This is a genomic window from Blautia pseudococcoides (assembly GCF_001689125.2).
GTDB lineage: Bacteria > Bacillota > Clostridia > Lachnospirales > Lachnospiraceae > Blautia > Blautia pseudococcoides.
Map to the genome: position 1 here is coordinate 874,019 of NZ_CP015405.2, position 16,336 is coordinate 890,354.

A 16,336-nucleotide genomic window follows, 5' to 3' on the forward strand; every position below is an offset into this window, starting at 1 on the left:
CCAAAATGCAATATGATATCTGTCATTTTTTTAACAAAATCCGTCCAAATCTTGTAATTAGGATTGAAAAATTCTAGATTTCTGTTAAAATAAAAAAGGTATAAGACGCAGAAATGGAATTTGACATATAAAGGAGAGAAAATATGAGTAAAAAACCAACCGTATTAATGATTCTCGATGGATATGGCCTGAACGACAATTGTGATGCGAACGCCGTATGCGAGGCGAAGACCCCTATTATGGACCAGTTAATATCCCAGTGCCCCTTTGTAAAAGGCAATGCAAGCGGAATGGCAGTAGGCCTTCCGGAAGGACAGATGGGAAACTCTGAGGTGGGACATCTGAATATGGGTGCAGGCCGTATTGTTTACCAGGAACTGACGAGGATCTCAAAAGAGATTGAAGACGGAGATTTCTTTCAGAACGAAGCGCTGCTGAAAGCGGTACGCAATGCAAAGGCAAATGATTCCGCACTGCATTTATTCGGACTTCTTTCTGACGGTGGTGTGCACAGCCATAATACTCATGTATATGGTATTCTGGAGCTGGCTAAGAGAGAAGGGCTTTCCAAAGTATTTGTACACTGCTTCCTGGACGGACGTGACACTCCCACCACAGCGGGCAAAGAATATATCAAAGAGCTGAATGACAAGATGAAAGAGCTGGGTGTAGGACAGGTGGCATCTGTTATGGGACGCTACTATGCCATGGACCGTGACAACCGCTGGGATCGTGTGGAGAGAGCATACAATGTTATGACAAAAGGGGAAGGAAATCAGGCAGAGTGCCCGGTTTGCGCGGTAAAAGATTCCTATGCGGCAGAGAAGACAGATGAATTTGTAGAGCCGACAGCCATTGTAAAGGACGGCCAGCCGGTTGGAATCATCAAGGACAAAGATTCTGTGATCTTCTTTAATTTCCGTCCTGACAGAGCCCGTGAGATCACAAGAGCTTTCTGTGATGACGGGTTTACCGGATTTGCAAGAGATAAGAGGCTGGATCTGACATATGTATGCTTCACAGAGTATGATCCCACCATCCAAAATAAAGACGTGGCCTTCCACAAGGTAGCTATCAGCAATACGTTCGGTGAATTCCTAGCTGCCAATGGCATGACGCAGGCACGTATCGCGGAGACGGAGAAATATGCACACGTTACATTCTTCTTTAACGGCGGTGTGGAGGAGCCAAACAAAGGGGAGGACAGAATCCTGGTGAAATCCCCCAAGGTTGCCACATATGACCTGAAACCGGAGATGAGCGCATACGAAGTTTGCGACAAGCTGACAGAGGCCATTCGTTCCGGCAAATACGATGTGATCATCATCAATTTTGCAAATCCGGATATGGTAGGCCATACAGGTGTGGAAGATGCGGCTATCAAAGCTGTGGAGGCAGTGGATGCGTGTGTGGGCAAAGCCGTGGATGCTGTGAAGGAAGTGGGCGGACAGATGTTCATCTGCGCGGACCATGGAAATGCGGAGCAGCTGAAAGACTATGTGACGGGCGAAACCTTTACTGCTCACACAACAAATCCGGTGCCGTTTATTCTGGTCAATGCAGAGCCGGGTTATGGTCTGAGAGAGGGTGGATGCCTGGCAGATATTGCACCTACATTGATTGAAATGATGGGGATGGAACAGCCGAAAGAAATGACCGGAAAATCCCTGCTGATCAAGAAATGATCCGCTAAATACAACTGAAGGTTAAAGAGCGCTGTTCTTGCAGCCGGTTTACAGCAGCCGGCGGGGAACAGCGCTCTTTTTTGTGCTGCGGGAAAGTTCTTTCAAACTTTCTTATGCAGCAGGATGCAAATCAGGGAGACTTCTTAAATCCGGAGGGGTCGAAAAATTTGCGGTAAACAGCAGGGGTGAAATCCAGGTCTTTTTTAAATGCCCGGATAAAGTGTGAGGTGCCGGAAAAGCCGCATTCCGCCGCTATGGAGTCTATGGAAAGGGTGGTTTCCATGACCAGCTCCCTTGCATGCCGCAGGCGGAGGGTAGACAGGTACTCATGAGGGGAGGCGCCGGTCTCGGCCTTAAAAACCCGTGAAAAGTGATATTTGCTCAGGGCTGTTTGGCGTGCTGCGTCCTCCACGGTCACGGGTTCCTGAAAGTGTGTTTCCAGATAGCGGCAGGCTTTTTGGATGGATGGGCTGGGAGGCTTCCGGATCTTGGCAGCAAGGAATCCAAATAAAGTGTGGACCATGGAAGACAGACGGTGGTCATCAGGCTGGGAAAGGCGGAGCTGGTCCAAAATCTGCTGGAATGTTAAGGCAGCCTCGGATTTATTCCGGAATAAGGCACCGTTTTTCTGGTAGAGGTGTTCACAGTAATCCGGGGTGATGTTCCCGTCAAAGTGAAAGAACTGGAACCTGACCTGTCTTGAGGTATAATAGTGGTGCGGGTGCATACAGTCCAGAAGGACAATATCCCCTGTTGCGGCTGTGAAGGAGTGATCTCTGTATGTAAAGTGCAGCTCTCCTGATAGGATGCAGAAGAAAAGGTAAGAGTGCAGACCGCTCCGCCGGACCTGGTAGGGCGGCGCGCAGAGATATTCAGCTCCCCAGTAGACGCAGAAGAGATGTTCCTTGGCAAAGGGGGAGGGAGAGTGGAAGTAAATACCTTTTTTTCTCATGATTCCCCGCTCTCCCGGGATCATACCTTCCTCGTGTATTTTTTCCAGTATCATAGACAGCCTCCTTATAGCATGAAATGTATATTAATGAGCATGAATAAGTAGTGAAAAAGCTATAAGAATAGTATATATTAGGAATTAGAAACAAGCAAGACGGAAATGCAGAGACTTGCAGGCAACTATTATCTGCGCACGTTTTGTTTATAATGAGGACATTGTGCGCTTAGGATGTACAGTAAAATAGGGTAAAGTATTTTGATGATGGGTGTACAGTAATAGAAAGCTTATAACTGTTGTCAACAGTTATGGTTTTGCGAAGTGTTTTTGGTATCTGCGCAGGAGGACTTTGATTTTTTGGTTTGCTTTCTATACTGTGAGAAAGGAGAAGTGTTATGACATCAAGAGAAAGAGTCCGTGCGGCGTTTGAACACAGGCAGCCGGATAAGGTGCCGGTAGATTTTGGAGGTATGTGCTGTTCCATGATCAATGCCATTGTGCTGAAGGATCTGCGGGCATATTATGGGCTGGAGTACCGTCCGCCGAAAATCAATGACATGTCCACCATGACAGCTTTTGTGGAACCTGATCTGGCAGACTGTCTGGGATGTGATGTGCAGCAGCTTTATAATTATGGAGATACTTACGGACATATTAATACAGACTGGAAAGAGTGGAAATACCGCGGTGAGACGGTTCTGATCCCTTCCAACGCAGTTGTAAAGGATGACGGAAAGGGTGGTTATTTTGTATATCCGGAAGGGGATGACACCCTGTTGCCGTCCGGTCATATGCCGGCTAATGGATTTTATTTTGACAATCTGACACGTACACCGGAATTTGATGAGGACGAGGCCAATCCCGACGACAATGTGGAAGATTATACCCATGTGACAGATGAACAGATCGCCTACCACAAAAAAGTTCTGGCAGAAGTGAGAGGGTCACAGAGAGCCATTCAGGTGGGGCCTGGCTATTTTGGACTGGGTGACGCTAATAATATACCGGGACCGAACCTGAAGAATCCCAGGGGGATCAGAAGCATTCAGGAGTGGTATATGGCCCCCCTTCTCTATCCTGAATATGTGGAGGAGGTTTTTGAGAAGGGAACAGAGATTGCCATTGAAAGTTTCAGGAAATACTGGGAAGCATTCGGTTCAGATATTGATATCCTGTTTATCTGCGGTACGGATTTTGGAACCCAGAGAGGGCCTTTTATGAGTCCGGAAGTGTTCCGGGACCTGTATATGCCTTATTATAAAAAGATGAATGACTGGGTGCATGAGCATACAACATGGAAAACACTGAAACACTGCTGCGGCGGTATTTTCCCGATCCTGCCCTACATGATCGAGGGCGGATTTGACGGAATCAATCCGGTACAATGTTCGGCGGAGGGAATGGACCCCAAAACGCTGAAGGATACATACGGCAAAGATATTGTGTTCTGGGGCGGCGGTGTGGATACACAGCAGGTATTGCCCTTTGGCAGCCCGGAGGAAGTGCGCAGGCAGGTCCTGGAGCGGCTGGAGATATTCTCTAAGGACGGAGGATATGTTTTCAACACCATACATAATATTCAGGCCAACACACCCATTGAAAATATAGCTGCTATGATTGATGCGGTAAAAGAGTTTAACGGGGATAAGTAAAAATATTTGTACAAAATTGCAGGGTAAAACAAGGCGGGAATTTGTGAAAGTTTCCGTCTTGTTTTTGCCAATTTCCTGTGCTATGATTTATCTACATTTCAAATCTCGGAATGATTCCGAAAATCTGAAAAGGCCATTCGGCCGAAATTTCCAAATGTAAAGAAAAAGCAGAAGGGGTAAAAATGCCTTTACAGGGGATTTTATGCCCTGATGCGGAAAGGGGCGTTATTTTATGAGAAATTGGAAGAAGGTTCTGGCAGCAGGGCTTCTTGCGGTCCTTTTTTCCAATGCTGTCTGTGGACAGGCGATTTCTGTCGAAAAAGGCGGGGGGATTCTGTATACAGATGCAATGGGGCAGGCTATCCGGACCGCTTCGGAGGGAAAAGGCCCTCCATTCAGGGAAGGCAGAGTACAGGAACGCGGACTGCAGTCCGTAGAAAGGGAGAAAATCGCATATCATAAGGAGGATGCAGAGCATGTTAACAGTCAGAGAAGGAGATTGTGCAGCGCCACAGGGGAAGAAGCAGAATATAGTTCCGGTATCAAGACAGGTGATAAGAGAACGCCAGGTTATGAAAAAGACATGGAATCCGGGCAGATGTCAGGAACAGGCCAGAATTCCGGTCTGGAGACAGGGGGAAGGGAAAAGTCTGTCCCAAGTACATCTGCAGGATCACAAAAAGTGTCCTGTCATTCAGGTTTGGCGGCAGGCGGAATGCAGAAGATTTCCGGTCGGTCAGGAGTGCTGCGATCGGGGGCGCTCTGTATATCCGGTCAGGAGACTGTACAAAAGAGAGCAATCGTCCAAAATCCTGTCGTGGAATCCAAATATAAACAGAAAAACAGGGAAAATATTTGTGCGAAAGCCAAGGTCGATCTGATGACTGCACAGATATGGAGAAAGACAGAAGAAGGAAGGTCTGTGCAGATACGGAGAAAGACAGAAAAAGAAAGGTCTGCACAGATACGGAGAAAGACAGAAGAAGTAAGGTCTGCGCAGATACAGGGGAAGGCAGAAGAGCAAAAGGCAGAGCAGAATCCGGATGATTTAAATGGAACAGCAGATTCAGAGCCTCATGTTGATGTGGAAAGTCCAGAAGACCCAGGCAGGCCAAAGGAGCCGGATCGTTCGGAAAGTGCGGAAACTGGCACTGGGGCAAAACAGTCCGAGGAGGGCGATAAGTCTTTCGGAAGCGGCAATACGGAAGAAAGCCAGGGAAACGAGCAGGAGGAAGAAAACACAGAGGAAAAGAACACGGAGGAAGAAAACCAGAAGGAGGAAGAGTATAAGGAGGAACAGGATACACCGGAAAAGGCACTGGAGGAACCGGCACCGGGCCAGTATTCCAGAATTTCCGATATGCACATGAGGAGTGCAGTGACCAGCACCATACAGGTTGGCTGGAAGGAATCCCTGGGTTCTATAGATCCCGGTCTTTTAAGTCTGGATGATCCTTATAACGTATCTATCAAGTATGTGGACTCCAGCGATACCGACAACCCGGATATGCGGGGAAAATGGCGTCTTTTATACTGTGTGCAGTATCAGCATAATGCGCCGGAAGGGCAGATCACCTGGGATGGGGCAGGGCGTGTCTCACCTTCTATTGCATATCTTATGTACTGGGGCTGCCGATACTGGGGAAAAGAGAGTCTGTGGCCGAATTACAGGACAGGATACGGCTGGAAATACGATGCGCTGGCCACTCAGTATGCGATTCATATAGTCAACGGGGAATTCTCCCTGAACACTCTGTACAATCATCTCAAAGGATCAAAAAAAGAGCAATTCTATAACACCATAAACAAGATGGTGAACGATGCAGATCATCCCCCCTATTATACACCTTTTGCCGATGGCTGGCGCAGCTTTGACTATACCTTGTCCGAGACAAGTGTTACATGGACCGCGCAGGCTTATAATGGCAAAGAGGGATTTATAACAAAATGGATAAACCAGAATCTGTCAGACGGGCTCACAGACTGCAGTGAGTATATCACTTCCAAAAAAGGAACCGTGGACAACGGTGCTACAGTTATCTGGAAAGACAGCGGTGACGCGTCAGCGTTCAGAATCTGGATTCCAAAATCACAATATCTGCTGCTGCAGGAAAAAGGTGCTAAGGTCACAGCTTCCATATCAGGCGGTCATTCTCTGTATCTGGCGGGCTGGGTCTATAAAAGCAATAATTCCAAATACCAGATGGTGACCATGCTGGAGGGCGGCGGGGGGTCTGCAGCCCATAAAAAAACAGTTACGGCACAGATCCCCAAAAAGGCGGTGAGCTGCTACATAGATCTTCAAAAAGCGGACAAGGAAACCGGTGAGACAAAACCGCAGGGAAATGCTGAGTTTGCCGGTGCGGTATATGAGGTGAAAAATAAGGCCGGCACCGTGGTAGATAAAATGACCACAAATTCTTCAGGAAAAGCGACCAGTGTTCCCCTTGCCACAGGAACCTATACGGTAAAGGAGATCACTGCCCCAAAAGGGTATGAACTGGATAAAAAAACCTACACAGTGACCTTTACAAATACAGATTTGAATCAGAGTGTGTACCGTAAAAGCGTCCGCTCAGAGGAGCCTGTGAAAAAGGGAAGTGTGACGCTGAAAAAAATATCTTCAGAGTCTGGCAAAACCTTAAAAGGGGCGGTTTTTTATCTGTATACAGGCAAAAACCAAAAAGTAGGAGAGTATACCACGGACGAGGAGGGGTGTATTACCGTCAATAATTTACCCTGGAACAGTTACTTCTTTATTGAACAGACGGCACCGGATGGGTATGAGCTGTCTGACAAAAAAATTGAGTTTGCCATAAATAAGGAATCCTTAGGCAAAACAGTGGAGCTTACCGCAGAAAATACGCCTAGGACAGTAAAGATCGTATTGGAGAAGGAGATAAATGCCGATGAAATAAATTTTGCAAACGGCAATCCTATTTTTCTGTTTGAAGTAGAAGGGGTGGATTTGGAAGGAAACTCCCATATTCTTCACGGCATTACGGAATTTACGGAAGAATATGTGGAACAGGAGAAAAACAATGATAACAAAGTCCGCAGAACCATCACATTTTTGGAACTGCCAGCCGGCACATATACTGCCCATGAGATGAAAGTTATGCGGTATTCACTGAAAGATATTACAGAAATATCAGGAGGTGTCAGAACACTGGATACCGTGGAATTTGATCTGATCCAAAACGATGCTGGTCACGCAGTCTTTATCAACCAGAAAGATGAATGGCAGGATTGGTCCGATACATCTGTCTGTGAAAATATTATTTTGAAGAGGGAAAAGGTAGAAAATGAGTGAAGTCAGGAAAAGAGAGATGCTGAGAGAAGCTGCGGCACTGCTGCTGCTGATCCTTCTGCTGACAGCAGCCGGGTTAGCTGTGGGCGTGGGGAGTGCCTATTTCAGTGACCAGGACGCGCGCAGCAACCGGATCAAGCCAGGAGACAGCAATCTGGAGATAACGGAGGAATTCCATCCACCGGATGAACTGAAGCCCGGTGAGGTCATAGCAAAAAGTGTGCAGATCACCAATAAAGGTAAATCAAGCTGCTTTGTGCGGTGCAGGCTTCTTCTGGATGATGAGGGAATCCTGCCCTATCTGAACCTGGGACCGGACACAGAAAACTGGGTAAAAGCGGAAGATGGATATTATTATTATAAAAGTGCGCTGGAGATAGGTGAGATCACAACAGAACTGCTGAAACAAATTGAAGTGGCAAAAGATGCCCCGGAAGAACTTCTAAAGCGTGGTTTCTCCCTGAATGTCTATGCGGAATCCTACCAGCAGGGGCAGTTTTTAAAAGAGGCCTGGCAGGAAGCGTGGAAACATTTTGAAAAGAATCAGAAGGCGGGAAAAGAGGAGGGGATTGTATGAGAAGAAAGAGATATTTTCAGACATCTTGTTTCTTCCTTCTGCTTTTGGGATTAAGCCTGCCCCGCCTTGTCTTTGCCGGGCAGACAGGATTGGAGAAGGCAAAGGGAAAAGTGGACATTAGGCTTGAAGAGTTTACCCTGGATAAAAAAGGCCGGGAGGTGCCATGGCAAGACTTGGAGGCTGTGATGCCGGGACAGGAGATCGTGAAGATCCCCAGAGTTACCAATCTGCAGAATACATGTGAGATCAGAGCTAAGATTGAAGTTTCCATGGGTAAGAAAGTGAAGATTCCTGTCACGGAGGATATGATAAAGGGAATGCCAAAAGGCTGGAAAAAGCGTGAGGACGGCTGGTATTACTATGAGAAAAAATTAAAAAAAGGTGAGAAGACAGATATCTTCCGTTCTTTCACGATCCCTCCGGAATGGAATACAAAATATGACGATAAAGGGAATATCAGAAAATATTATACGGAAAACAGTCTGGATATCGTAGTGACGGTGGAGGCTGTGGGAGACGGGGACTGGTCAAAAGAGGTACAGACTGTACATGCTCCGAAAACAGGGGATGATGCACCGGTCATTCTGGCAGCAGTTCTGTGTCTGGGGGCTTTAGCCGGAGCTTTTGCAGCCTGGAAATGGAGAAAGCCATGAAAAGGGCATGTTATCTGGCTGGGGAGATCGTTTACTGGGCACTATGCCTGGTATTGATACTTAACCTTCTATTATGCATTATGGGGATACGCCCTTTTGTCGTGGTCAGCGGTTCCATGGAACCGGCTATAAAAACAGGAAGTATATCCTGGGTAAATCTCCATGCAGATGCAAGCTGCATGGAACAGGGGGATATTCTGGCTTTTAAGAGAAATGACGGGGAATTAGTCCTGCATCGGATCGTCCGAAAGACAGAAGCAGGAATGGTGACTAAGGGGGATGCCAATCAAACGCCGGATCCGGCTTTGGTGAGAGAACACCAGATAAAAGGCCGGGTTTTGTTTACGGTTCCGTATGTGGGAAAAGCATTTATGAGAAATGCAGGAGAGTTTGCCGTATTTTTTACAGTGGGCAGTGTGGTTTTATTTATATTACTAAAAACAGCGAAATTTTCAGGAGGAAAATACCATGAGAAAAATAACAATGAAAAATAAGAAACAAGCAGTGATCTTATGCCTGGCACTGGCAGCTATATTTCTGATTGGAAGTGCAGCAGCATATTTTACGGATACAGAACAGGTGAAAAATCATCTCACAATCGGTAAAGTGGATATCACACTGACAGAACCCAAGTGGGACGCAGTACCGGACAAAGAAAAACAGGATATTACTCCCAATAAAAAACTGATAAAGGACCCAAAAGTGACAAACGTAGGAATAAATGACGCCTTTGTCTTTGTCACAGTCCAGGTGCCTGTTGCCAATGTTATCACTGCAAATCAGGATGGCAGCAGAAACCCAAAGGCACTTACGGAACTCTATTCCTGGACTGTCAACAGCGGCTGGACAAAAATGGGAATTGCTGCAGACGTAAAAAATGAGAGTAATTTAGTTGTGGCTCATGAGTATAAATATGTATATGGAACAGAGTCAGTCTGTACTGCACTGGCAAAAGGAGTAACAACACCGGAGCTATTCAGTTCTGTGACATTTGCCAATGTGATTGAAGGTGAAAAGATGCCGGACGGAACTTCCATGGAGGAGGCGGAGACGGATATTGATCTGAAGGCTTTTGCGATCCAGACCACAGATCTTACGGAAAAGGATGTGACAGACCCGGCAAATGTATGGAAAATTTTTGAAACACAGAATAAAACCTGACAACGTAAAGTAATTTGTCAAGGCATATTTTTACTTCAGCCAGACAATACTAGTTTTGTATGAAGAAATTGCAGGAGGTAATGCCATGTATCGTTATTTACCAATACGAAAGGTATACGCCAGAGAAGTATTAGACTCCAGAGGAAATCCGACCGTGGAAGTTGAAGTGACAGTCGGTGAAGGAATAGTGGGAAAAGACGGGGTGACAGGCAGGGCAATCGTTCCTTCCGGTGCATCCACGGGAAGATTTGAAGCTGTGGAGCTGAGAGACGGAGAAAAGAGGTACCGAGGCCTGGGTGTCCAGAAGGCCGTGAACAATGTCAATGTAAAACTGGCAGATGCGGTTCTGGGAGAAAATGCTTTGAGGCAGTGCCATATTGACAGCCTTCTTCTGGAGGCAGACGGAACAGACAACAAAGAGCATATAGGCGCCAATGCGGTTCTGGGCGTATCACTGGCTGTAGCAAAGGCGGCTGCCAAAGCGCTGAAGCTTCCTCTCTATCAATATCTGGGAGGCTGCCATGCAAAAAGAATGCCAGTACCTATGATGAACATTTTAAATGGTGGAAAACATGCAGATAATACGGTAGATTTTCAGGAATTTATGATCATGCCCGTGGGAACAGAAAGTTTTCATGAAGGGCTGCGCATGTGTACTGAGATTTATCAGGCATTGAAAAAAATACTGAAAGATAAAGATCTGTCTACAGGTGTAGGCGATGAGGGTGGTTTTGCACCAAATTTAAGCAGTGCCCAGGAAGTTTTTGAAATCCTGAATCAGGCTGTGGAAAAGTGCGGATATGCACCGGGAGAACAAATCTGTTATGCCATGGATGCTGCAGCAAGCGAACTGTATGACCAGGAAAAAGACAGTTATTATTTCCCTGGAGAATCCCAGATGAGCGGCAGTGAAATACAGAGGAGTTCCAGGGAGATGGTGGAATACTACAGGGAACTGCTGGATCAGTTTCCCATTGTTTCGATCGAAGACGGTTTAAATGAAGATGACTGGGATGGATGGCAGCTCATGACCCAGGAACTGGGTGAAAAAGTACAGCTTGTGGGAGACGATCTGTTTGTCACAAATGTTAAAAGGCTTAAATGCGGTATAAAGCTAAATGCGGGAAATGCCATACTTGTCAAGGTAAATCAGATCGGTACACTGACAGAGGCCATGGATGCTGTGGAGATGGCACAGAAAGCAGGGTACAGAGCAGTGATCTCACACCGTTCCGGTGAGAGTGAAGATACGTTTATCGCTGATTTGGCGGTAGCAGTGAATGCAGGACAGATCAAAACAGGGGCCCCGTGCCGCTCAGAACGTACAGCAAAATATAACAGGCTTCTTAGAATTGAGGATTCTCTCGACGCACAGGCCTGCTACGAGACACCATTTGAGAGATAAGAGGCAGTTCACCCCGGAGAAAACCTTTCCCGTGGCAGATGCTTGTGAACCGTAACAAAATATTTCCAGAAACAGGTCGGAATCGCCGAAAAACAGTTGAAATCTCGGAAATACTGTGATACACTAATTTTGTTTGACGATTAGGAGGTGTAATCATGGAAATTTTGAGAATTGTACTGACGATTTTGTTCGTTATTGATTGTATTGGGTTGACCGTTATTATTCTGATGCAGGAAGGAAAATCTCAGGGACTGGGCACAATTGCTGGTATGGCTGATACCTATTGGGGTAAAAACAAGGGCCGTTCCATGGAAGGGGCACTGGTAAAAGCCACAAAAATCATGGGGATTTTGTTCTTCGTTCTGGCACTGGTTTTGAATCTGAAATTTTAAGAGATGGCACTCTTGCAGTCACGCAAGGGTGTCATATTTTTATAGGCGGAACACGCCTTAAGTTAGGAGTAAATATTTGAAAAAAAATGCACAAGTAAAAAAACGCAGAAAGATGCTGTATGAGATCATGTGCTGCAAAGAGTATACGCCCATGCGGGCAAAGGACCTGGCAGTGCTTCTGCAGATTCCGGCAGGAAAAAGGGATGAGCTTCATAAAACCCTGGACATGCTGCTGGAGGAAGGCAAAATAAGCATCAACAAGCGGGGCCGCTATGAGGCGGTGAGAAAAGAAAGCGTGAAGAAAGAAAAAGAACCTACCCGTGAATATGAAAAAAAGAATAGAGGAAAACGGGAATTCTATCTGACTGGAACTTTTGTGGGCAATGCCAAGGGGTTTGGCTTTGTGGAAGTGGAAGGTGAGGCGGAAGATATTTATATTCCGGAGGAACACACTGGCGACGCGCTCCACAAGGACACCGTGCAGGTGCGTATCTTAAAAGAGGAGCGTGACGGACGCCGCAGGGAAGGCGCAGTGGTCAAGGTTTTGGAACGTGGAATGAAAGAGGTTGTGGGCACATATGAGAAAAGTGACAGCTTCGGCTTTCTGGTTCCTGACAACAGAAAATTCTCCAGGGATATCTTTATTCCCATGGAACATTCTATGGGGGCTGTCAGCGGTGATAAGGTGATTGCGTCTATCCGTAATTATGGCACCAGAAGCAGGAATCCGGAAGGGAAAGTAAAAGAGATCCTGGGACATCAGGGCGAAAAAGGCGTGGATGTTATGTCAGTGGCCAGAAGTTATGACCTGCCCATGGAATTTCCGGAAAAGGTATTGAACCAGGCGGAGAGAATCAAAGAAATCCTCAATGAGGGGGACTATTACGGACGCATGGATTTGAGAGACTGGACCATGGTGACCATTGACGGTGAAGATGCAAAAGACCTGGATGACGCGGTCTCTGTTACCAAGGAAGGGGAGTTTTACCATCTGGGAGTGCATATTGCAGATGTAAGTAATTATGTGCAGTACAACAGCGCGATTGACAGAGAGGCATTGAAAAGAGGCACTAGTGTCTACCTGGTTGACAGGGTCATTCCCATGCTGCCAAAGAAACTGTCCAATGGTATCTGTTCCCTGAATGCCGGTGAAGACCGCCTGGCACTGAGCTGTCTGATGGATATTGATAAAAAGGGCAATGTGATCGGCCATAAGATCGCCGAGACAGTCATCCATGTGGACAGGCGTATGACGTATACAAATGTGAAAAAGATCCTTCTTCATGAAGATGAGGAGGTTACCAGGGAATACGCGGAGCTGGCGCCCATGTTCTTTCTCATGCAGGAACTGTCAGGAATTTTGAGAAAGAGAAGAGGAAAGCGGGGAGCCATTGATTTTGATTTTCCGGAAAGCAAGATCAAACTGGATGAGAATGGCAGGCCCACGGAGATATATTCTTATGAACAGAACGTGGCCACGGAGATCATCGAAGATTTTATGCTGCTGGCAAACGAGACGGTTGCGGAAGAGTATTATTTCAGGGATATTCCGTTTGTATACAGAACACATGATGATCCGGACCCTGAAAAGATGGAAGCAGTGCTTAGCATGGTACGCGGAACGGGAATTAAAGTGAAAAAGGCAAAACAGGAGATACACCCAAAAGAAGTACAGCGTATTCTGGATGAGATTGAGGGGAGGGACTGTGAGCCGTTCTTTTCCAGACTCCTTCTGCGCTCTATGAAACAAGCAAAATACACCACAGACTGCAGCGGGCATTTTGGACTGGCGGCCAGATATTACTGCCATTTCACTTCCCCTATCAGGAGATATCCTGACCTGCAGATACACCGGATCATCAAAGAGACCATTCACGGAAGGATGACCCAGGAGAAGAAAAAGCATTATGCTGATTTTTTGGATGCAGTGGCCAACCAGTCCAGTACCCTGGAGCGCAGGGCAGAGGAAGTGGAACGGGAAACGGTGAAAATGAAGAAGGCAGAATATATGGCAGCCCATCTGGGAGAGATCTTTGAGGGGACCATATCCGGTGTTATGGAGTGGGGACTATATGTGGAGCTTTCCAATACTGTGGAAGGGCTGGTACATGTCAACACCCTGACAGATGACTATTATGTCTTTGACAGGGAACATTACAGTCTGACCGGTGAAACCACCAAGAGACAATATGTTATGGGACAAAAGATAAAGATACGGGTAGAGAATGCGGATATTGTCACAAAGACGGTGGATTTTTCGCCAGTAACCGGGGAGAGTGAAGAAATGGTGAGAGGAAAGGAATAAAATTATGGGAAAAGAATCAGGGATTCGTCTGATCGCAAACAACAAAAAAGCTTATCATGATTATTTTATAGAGGATACCTATGAGGCGGGGATCGAGCTTGCAGGCACAGAGGTAAAGTCCATGCGCATGGGAAAATGCAGCATCAAGGAATCTTTTATCCAGATTGACCGGGGTGAGGTCTTTGTTTATGGCATGCATATCAGTCCTTATGAGAAGGGAAATATTTTTAATAAAGACCCTCTCAGAACCAGAAAACTTTTGCTGCATCAGTATGAAATACGCAAGATCGCGGGAAAAATAGCAGAGAAAGGATATACTCTGGTACCGCTTAAAGTTTACTTTAAAGGCAGCCTTGTGAAAGTGGAGATCGGAATCGCAAAAGGCAAGAAGCTGTACGATAAGAGACAGGATATTGCCAAGAAGGACCAGAAAAGAGAAGCTGAGCGGGAATTCAAAGTAAAGAACCTGTAAGAACCGCATAGTAATAAATCCAGTGAAAAGCGAGGAGACCAATATGAAATTTTGTGACATGCCCTATGAGAGAATTGTTTTTGATAAGGTAAAAGAGGAACTGCTGGGACTGATGGAGGCCTTTAAAATGGCGAAAAGCGCACAGGAACAGTTTGAAATCCATAAAAAGTATTATCGGCTCTCAGATAAAGTGTCCACACAGGTGACCCTGGCATCCATCCGGCACAGTATGGATACCACAGATGCTTTTTATGAAAAAGAAAAGGCTTATTATGATGAGCAGGTTCCTGCCTACAGCAACTTGTCTGTGGAATATTTGAAACTGTTGTATCATTCTTTGTACCGGGAGGAACTGGAGCAGATAATCGGGCCTGTGGCTTTTAAAAATATGGAACTTTCCTTCCGCTCTGTGAGTGAATCGGTGATTCCCCTCATGCAGGAGGAAAATGCCCTGGTGACAGAATATGAAAAACTGCTGGCCGGTGCAAAAATAGACTGGGATGGGGAGACTTTAAATCTGTCTCTGTTAGGTCCTTACCTCAAGCACAAAGACCCCAAAGTCCGCAGAAAGGCCTATGAAAAACAGAATGCATTTTTTATGAGTATTGGGGACCGGTTGGATGAACTGTATGATAAGCTGGTAAAGAACAGGGCGCTTCAGGCAAAAGAGCTGGGATTTGAAACCTATACAGAACTGGGATATCTGCGCATGCAGAGGAACAGTTACCAGAGAGAACAGGTGGAGAATTTAAGGCGGCAGGTAAAGGAAGTATTTGTTCCGTTCGCGGAAAGCCTGTATGAGCAGAGGAGAAAGCGTCTGGGGCTTACAAAGATGTATTTTTCAGATGAGCAGGTGTATGGAACGGAAGGGAATCCCCAGCCTTTTGGTACACCGGAAGAGATTCTGGAAGCCGGACAGAAAATGTACGGGGAGCTTTCCAAAGAGACCAGAGAATTCTTTGATTTTATGATAGAGAATGAATTGCTGGATGTGTTTGGAAGAAAGACAAAAGCAGTAGGCGGATATATGACATATATACCGGACTATAAGTCTCCGTTCATTTTTGCCAACTTTAACGGAACCAGTGATGATGTGAATGTGATCACCCATGAGTGTGGTCATGCGTTTCAGGGATATCTGGCATCCGAAGACCTCATTCGTGAACACGCAGATATCGGCATGGAGACTGCAGAGATCCATTCCATGTCTATGGAATTCTTTGCAGAGCCCTGGTATTCACTGTTTTTTGCAGGAGAAGAGGCAAAGGCATATCAGGAAATGCATCTGGAGGATGCGGTTCTATTTATCCCGTACGGATGCATGGTGGATGAATTCCAGCACCGGATTTATGACAAACCGGATATGACGCCGGCTGAAAGAAAATCCGTCTGGAAGGAACTGGAACATGTCTATAAGCCTCATTTGGATTACGGCAGCCTGCAGTTCTATGCGGATGGAGGTTACTGGCAGAGACAGCATCATATATACAGTTTTCCTCTCTACTATATCGACTATGTGATCGCACAGCTCTGTGCCTTTGAATATAAAAATAAAATGCAGGAAAATTATGAGGAGGCTTGGAAGAGTTATTTAAAGCTCTGCAGACTATCAGCCTCAGATTATTTTGAAAATCTTCTTCAGAAAGCCGGTCTGCGTTCCCCCTTTGAGGATGGGTGTATCCAGGAAATAGTAGATAAATTAAGAAAAGATATTTTCAGATAAAAGAAACGGCCGGGGATTGTCCCGGCCGCTGTAAAGCATATAAGTTTTCCTG

At 46.1% G+C, this 16,336-nt stretch carries 13 protein-coding genes; 12 read left to right on the forward strand and 1 reads right to left on the reverse strand.

Annotated elements, in window-relative coordinates; genetic code table 11:
* Positions 1–143: 143 nt before the first annotated feature.
* Positions 144–1,685 carry a 2,3-bisphosphoglycerate-independent phosphoglycerate mutase gene (gpmI, locus tag A4V09_RS04025; protein WP_065541211.1) on the forward strand — a complete coding sequence of 514 codons (1,542 nt, stop codon included), beginning with the start codon at positions 144–146 and terminating at the stop codon, positions 1,683–1,685.
* A 130-nt stretch (positions 1,686–1,815) separates the two neighbouring features.
* On the opposite strand, the gene A4V09_RS04030 is transcribed toward gpmI, so the two are convergent.
* Entirely contained in the window at positions 1,816–2,691 is an 876-nt protein-coding gene (locus A4V09_RS04030) for a helix-turn-helix domain-containing protein (protein WP_065541212.1), read from the reverse strand.
* Positions 2,692–3,029: 338 nt separating this feature from the next.
* On the opposite strand from A4V09_RS04030, the gene A4V09_RS04035 reads away from it, so the two are divergent.
* The 11 genes from A4V09_RS04035 to A4V09_RS04085 all read left to right on the forward strand — a co-directional run bounded on the left by A4V09_RS04035 (position 3,030) and on the right by A4V09_RS04085 (position 16,284).
* A complete protein-coding gene (locus A4V09_RS04035; RefSeq protein WP_065541213.1) occupies positions 3,030–4,286 on the forward strand; it encodes a uroporphyrinogen decarboxylase family protein in 1,257 nt (418 codons plus the stop codon).
* Positions 4,287–4,518: 232 nt separating this feature from the next.
* Positions 4,519–7,599, forward strand: a complete 3,081-nt coding sequence (locus A4V09_RS04040) for an MSCRAMM family protein (RefSeq protein ID WP_065541214.1) — start codon at positions 4,519–4,521, stop codon at positions 7,597–7,599.
* Complete coding sequence (locus A4V09_RS04045; protein ID WP_065541215.1) at positions 7,592–8,173, forward strand: hypothetical protein; 582 nt, start codon at positions 7,592–7,594, stop codon at positions 8,171–8,173. The genes A4V09_RS04040 and A4V09_RS04045 overlap by 8 nt, the downstream gene beginning before the upstream one ends.
* Entirely contained in the window at positions 8,170–8,826 is a 657-nt protein-coding gene (locus A4V09_RS04050; RefSeq protein WP_065541216.1) for a hypothetical protein, read from the forward strand. Before A4V09_RS04045 ends, A4V09_RS04050 begins: the two co-directional genes overlap by 4 nt.
* On the forward strand, positions 8,823–9,320 hold the full coding sequence (locus tag A4V09_RS04055) for a signal peptidase I (RefSeq protein ID WP_065541217.1): 498 nt from the start codon (positions 8,823–8,825) through the stop codon (positions 9,318–9,320). The genes A4V09_RS04050 and A4V09_RS04055 overlap by 4 nt, the downstream gene beginning before the upstream one ends.
* Positions 9,295–9,987, forward strand: a complete 693-nt coding sequence (locus A4V09_RS04060) for a TasA family protein (protein WP_065541218.1) — start codon at positions 9,295–9,297, stop codon at positions 9,985–9,987. Before A4V09_RS04055 ends, A4V09_RS04060 begins: the two co-directional genes overlap by 26 nt.
* An 85-nt stretch (positions 9,988–10,072) precedes the next feature.
* Positions 10,073–11,392, forward strand: a complete 1,320-nt coding sequence (gene eno / locus A4V09_RS04065) for a phosphopyruvate hydratase (protein WP_065541219.1) — start codon at positions 10,073–10,075, stop codon at positions 11,390–11,392.
* A gap of 155 nt (positions 11,393–11,547) precedes the next feature.
* Positions 11,548–11,784, forward strand: coding sequence for a preprotein translocase subunit SecG (gene secG, locus A4V09_RS04070; RefSeq protein ID WP_018596465.1), 237 nt, complete (start codon positions 11,548–11,550; stop codon positions 11,782–11,784).
* A 76-nt stretch (positions 11,785–11,860) separates the two neighbouring features.
* On the forward strand, positions 11,861–14,089 hold the full coding sequence (rnr, locus tag A4V09_RS04075) for a ribonuclease R (RefSeq protein WP_198168570.1): 2,229 nt from the start codon (positions 11,861–11,863) through the stop codon (positions 14,087–14,089).
* Between the two features lie 4 nt (positions 14,090–14,093).
* Positions 14,094–14,561, forward strand: coding sequence for an SsrA-binding protein SmpB (gene smpB, locus A4V09_RS04080; RefSeq protein ID WP_033141140.1), 468 nt, complete (start codon positions 14,094–14,096; stop codon positions 14,559–14,561).
* A 43-nt stretch (positions 14,562–14,604) separates the two neighbouring features.
* The gene (locus A4V09_RS04085; RefSeq protein WP_065541220.1) at positions 14,605–16,284 is read left to right on the forward strand and encodes a M3 family oligoendopeptidase; all 1,680 of its coding nucleotides are present in this window, start codon (positions 14,605–14,607) and stop codon (positions 16,282–16,284) included.
* Positions 16,285–16,336 lie beyond the last annotated feature (52 nt).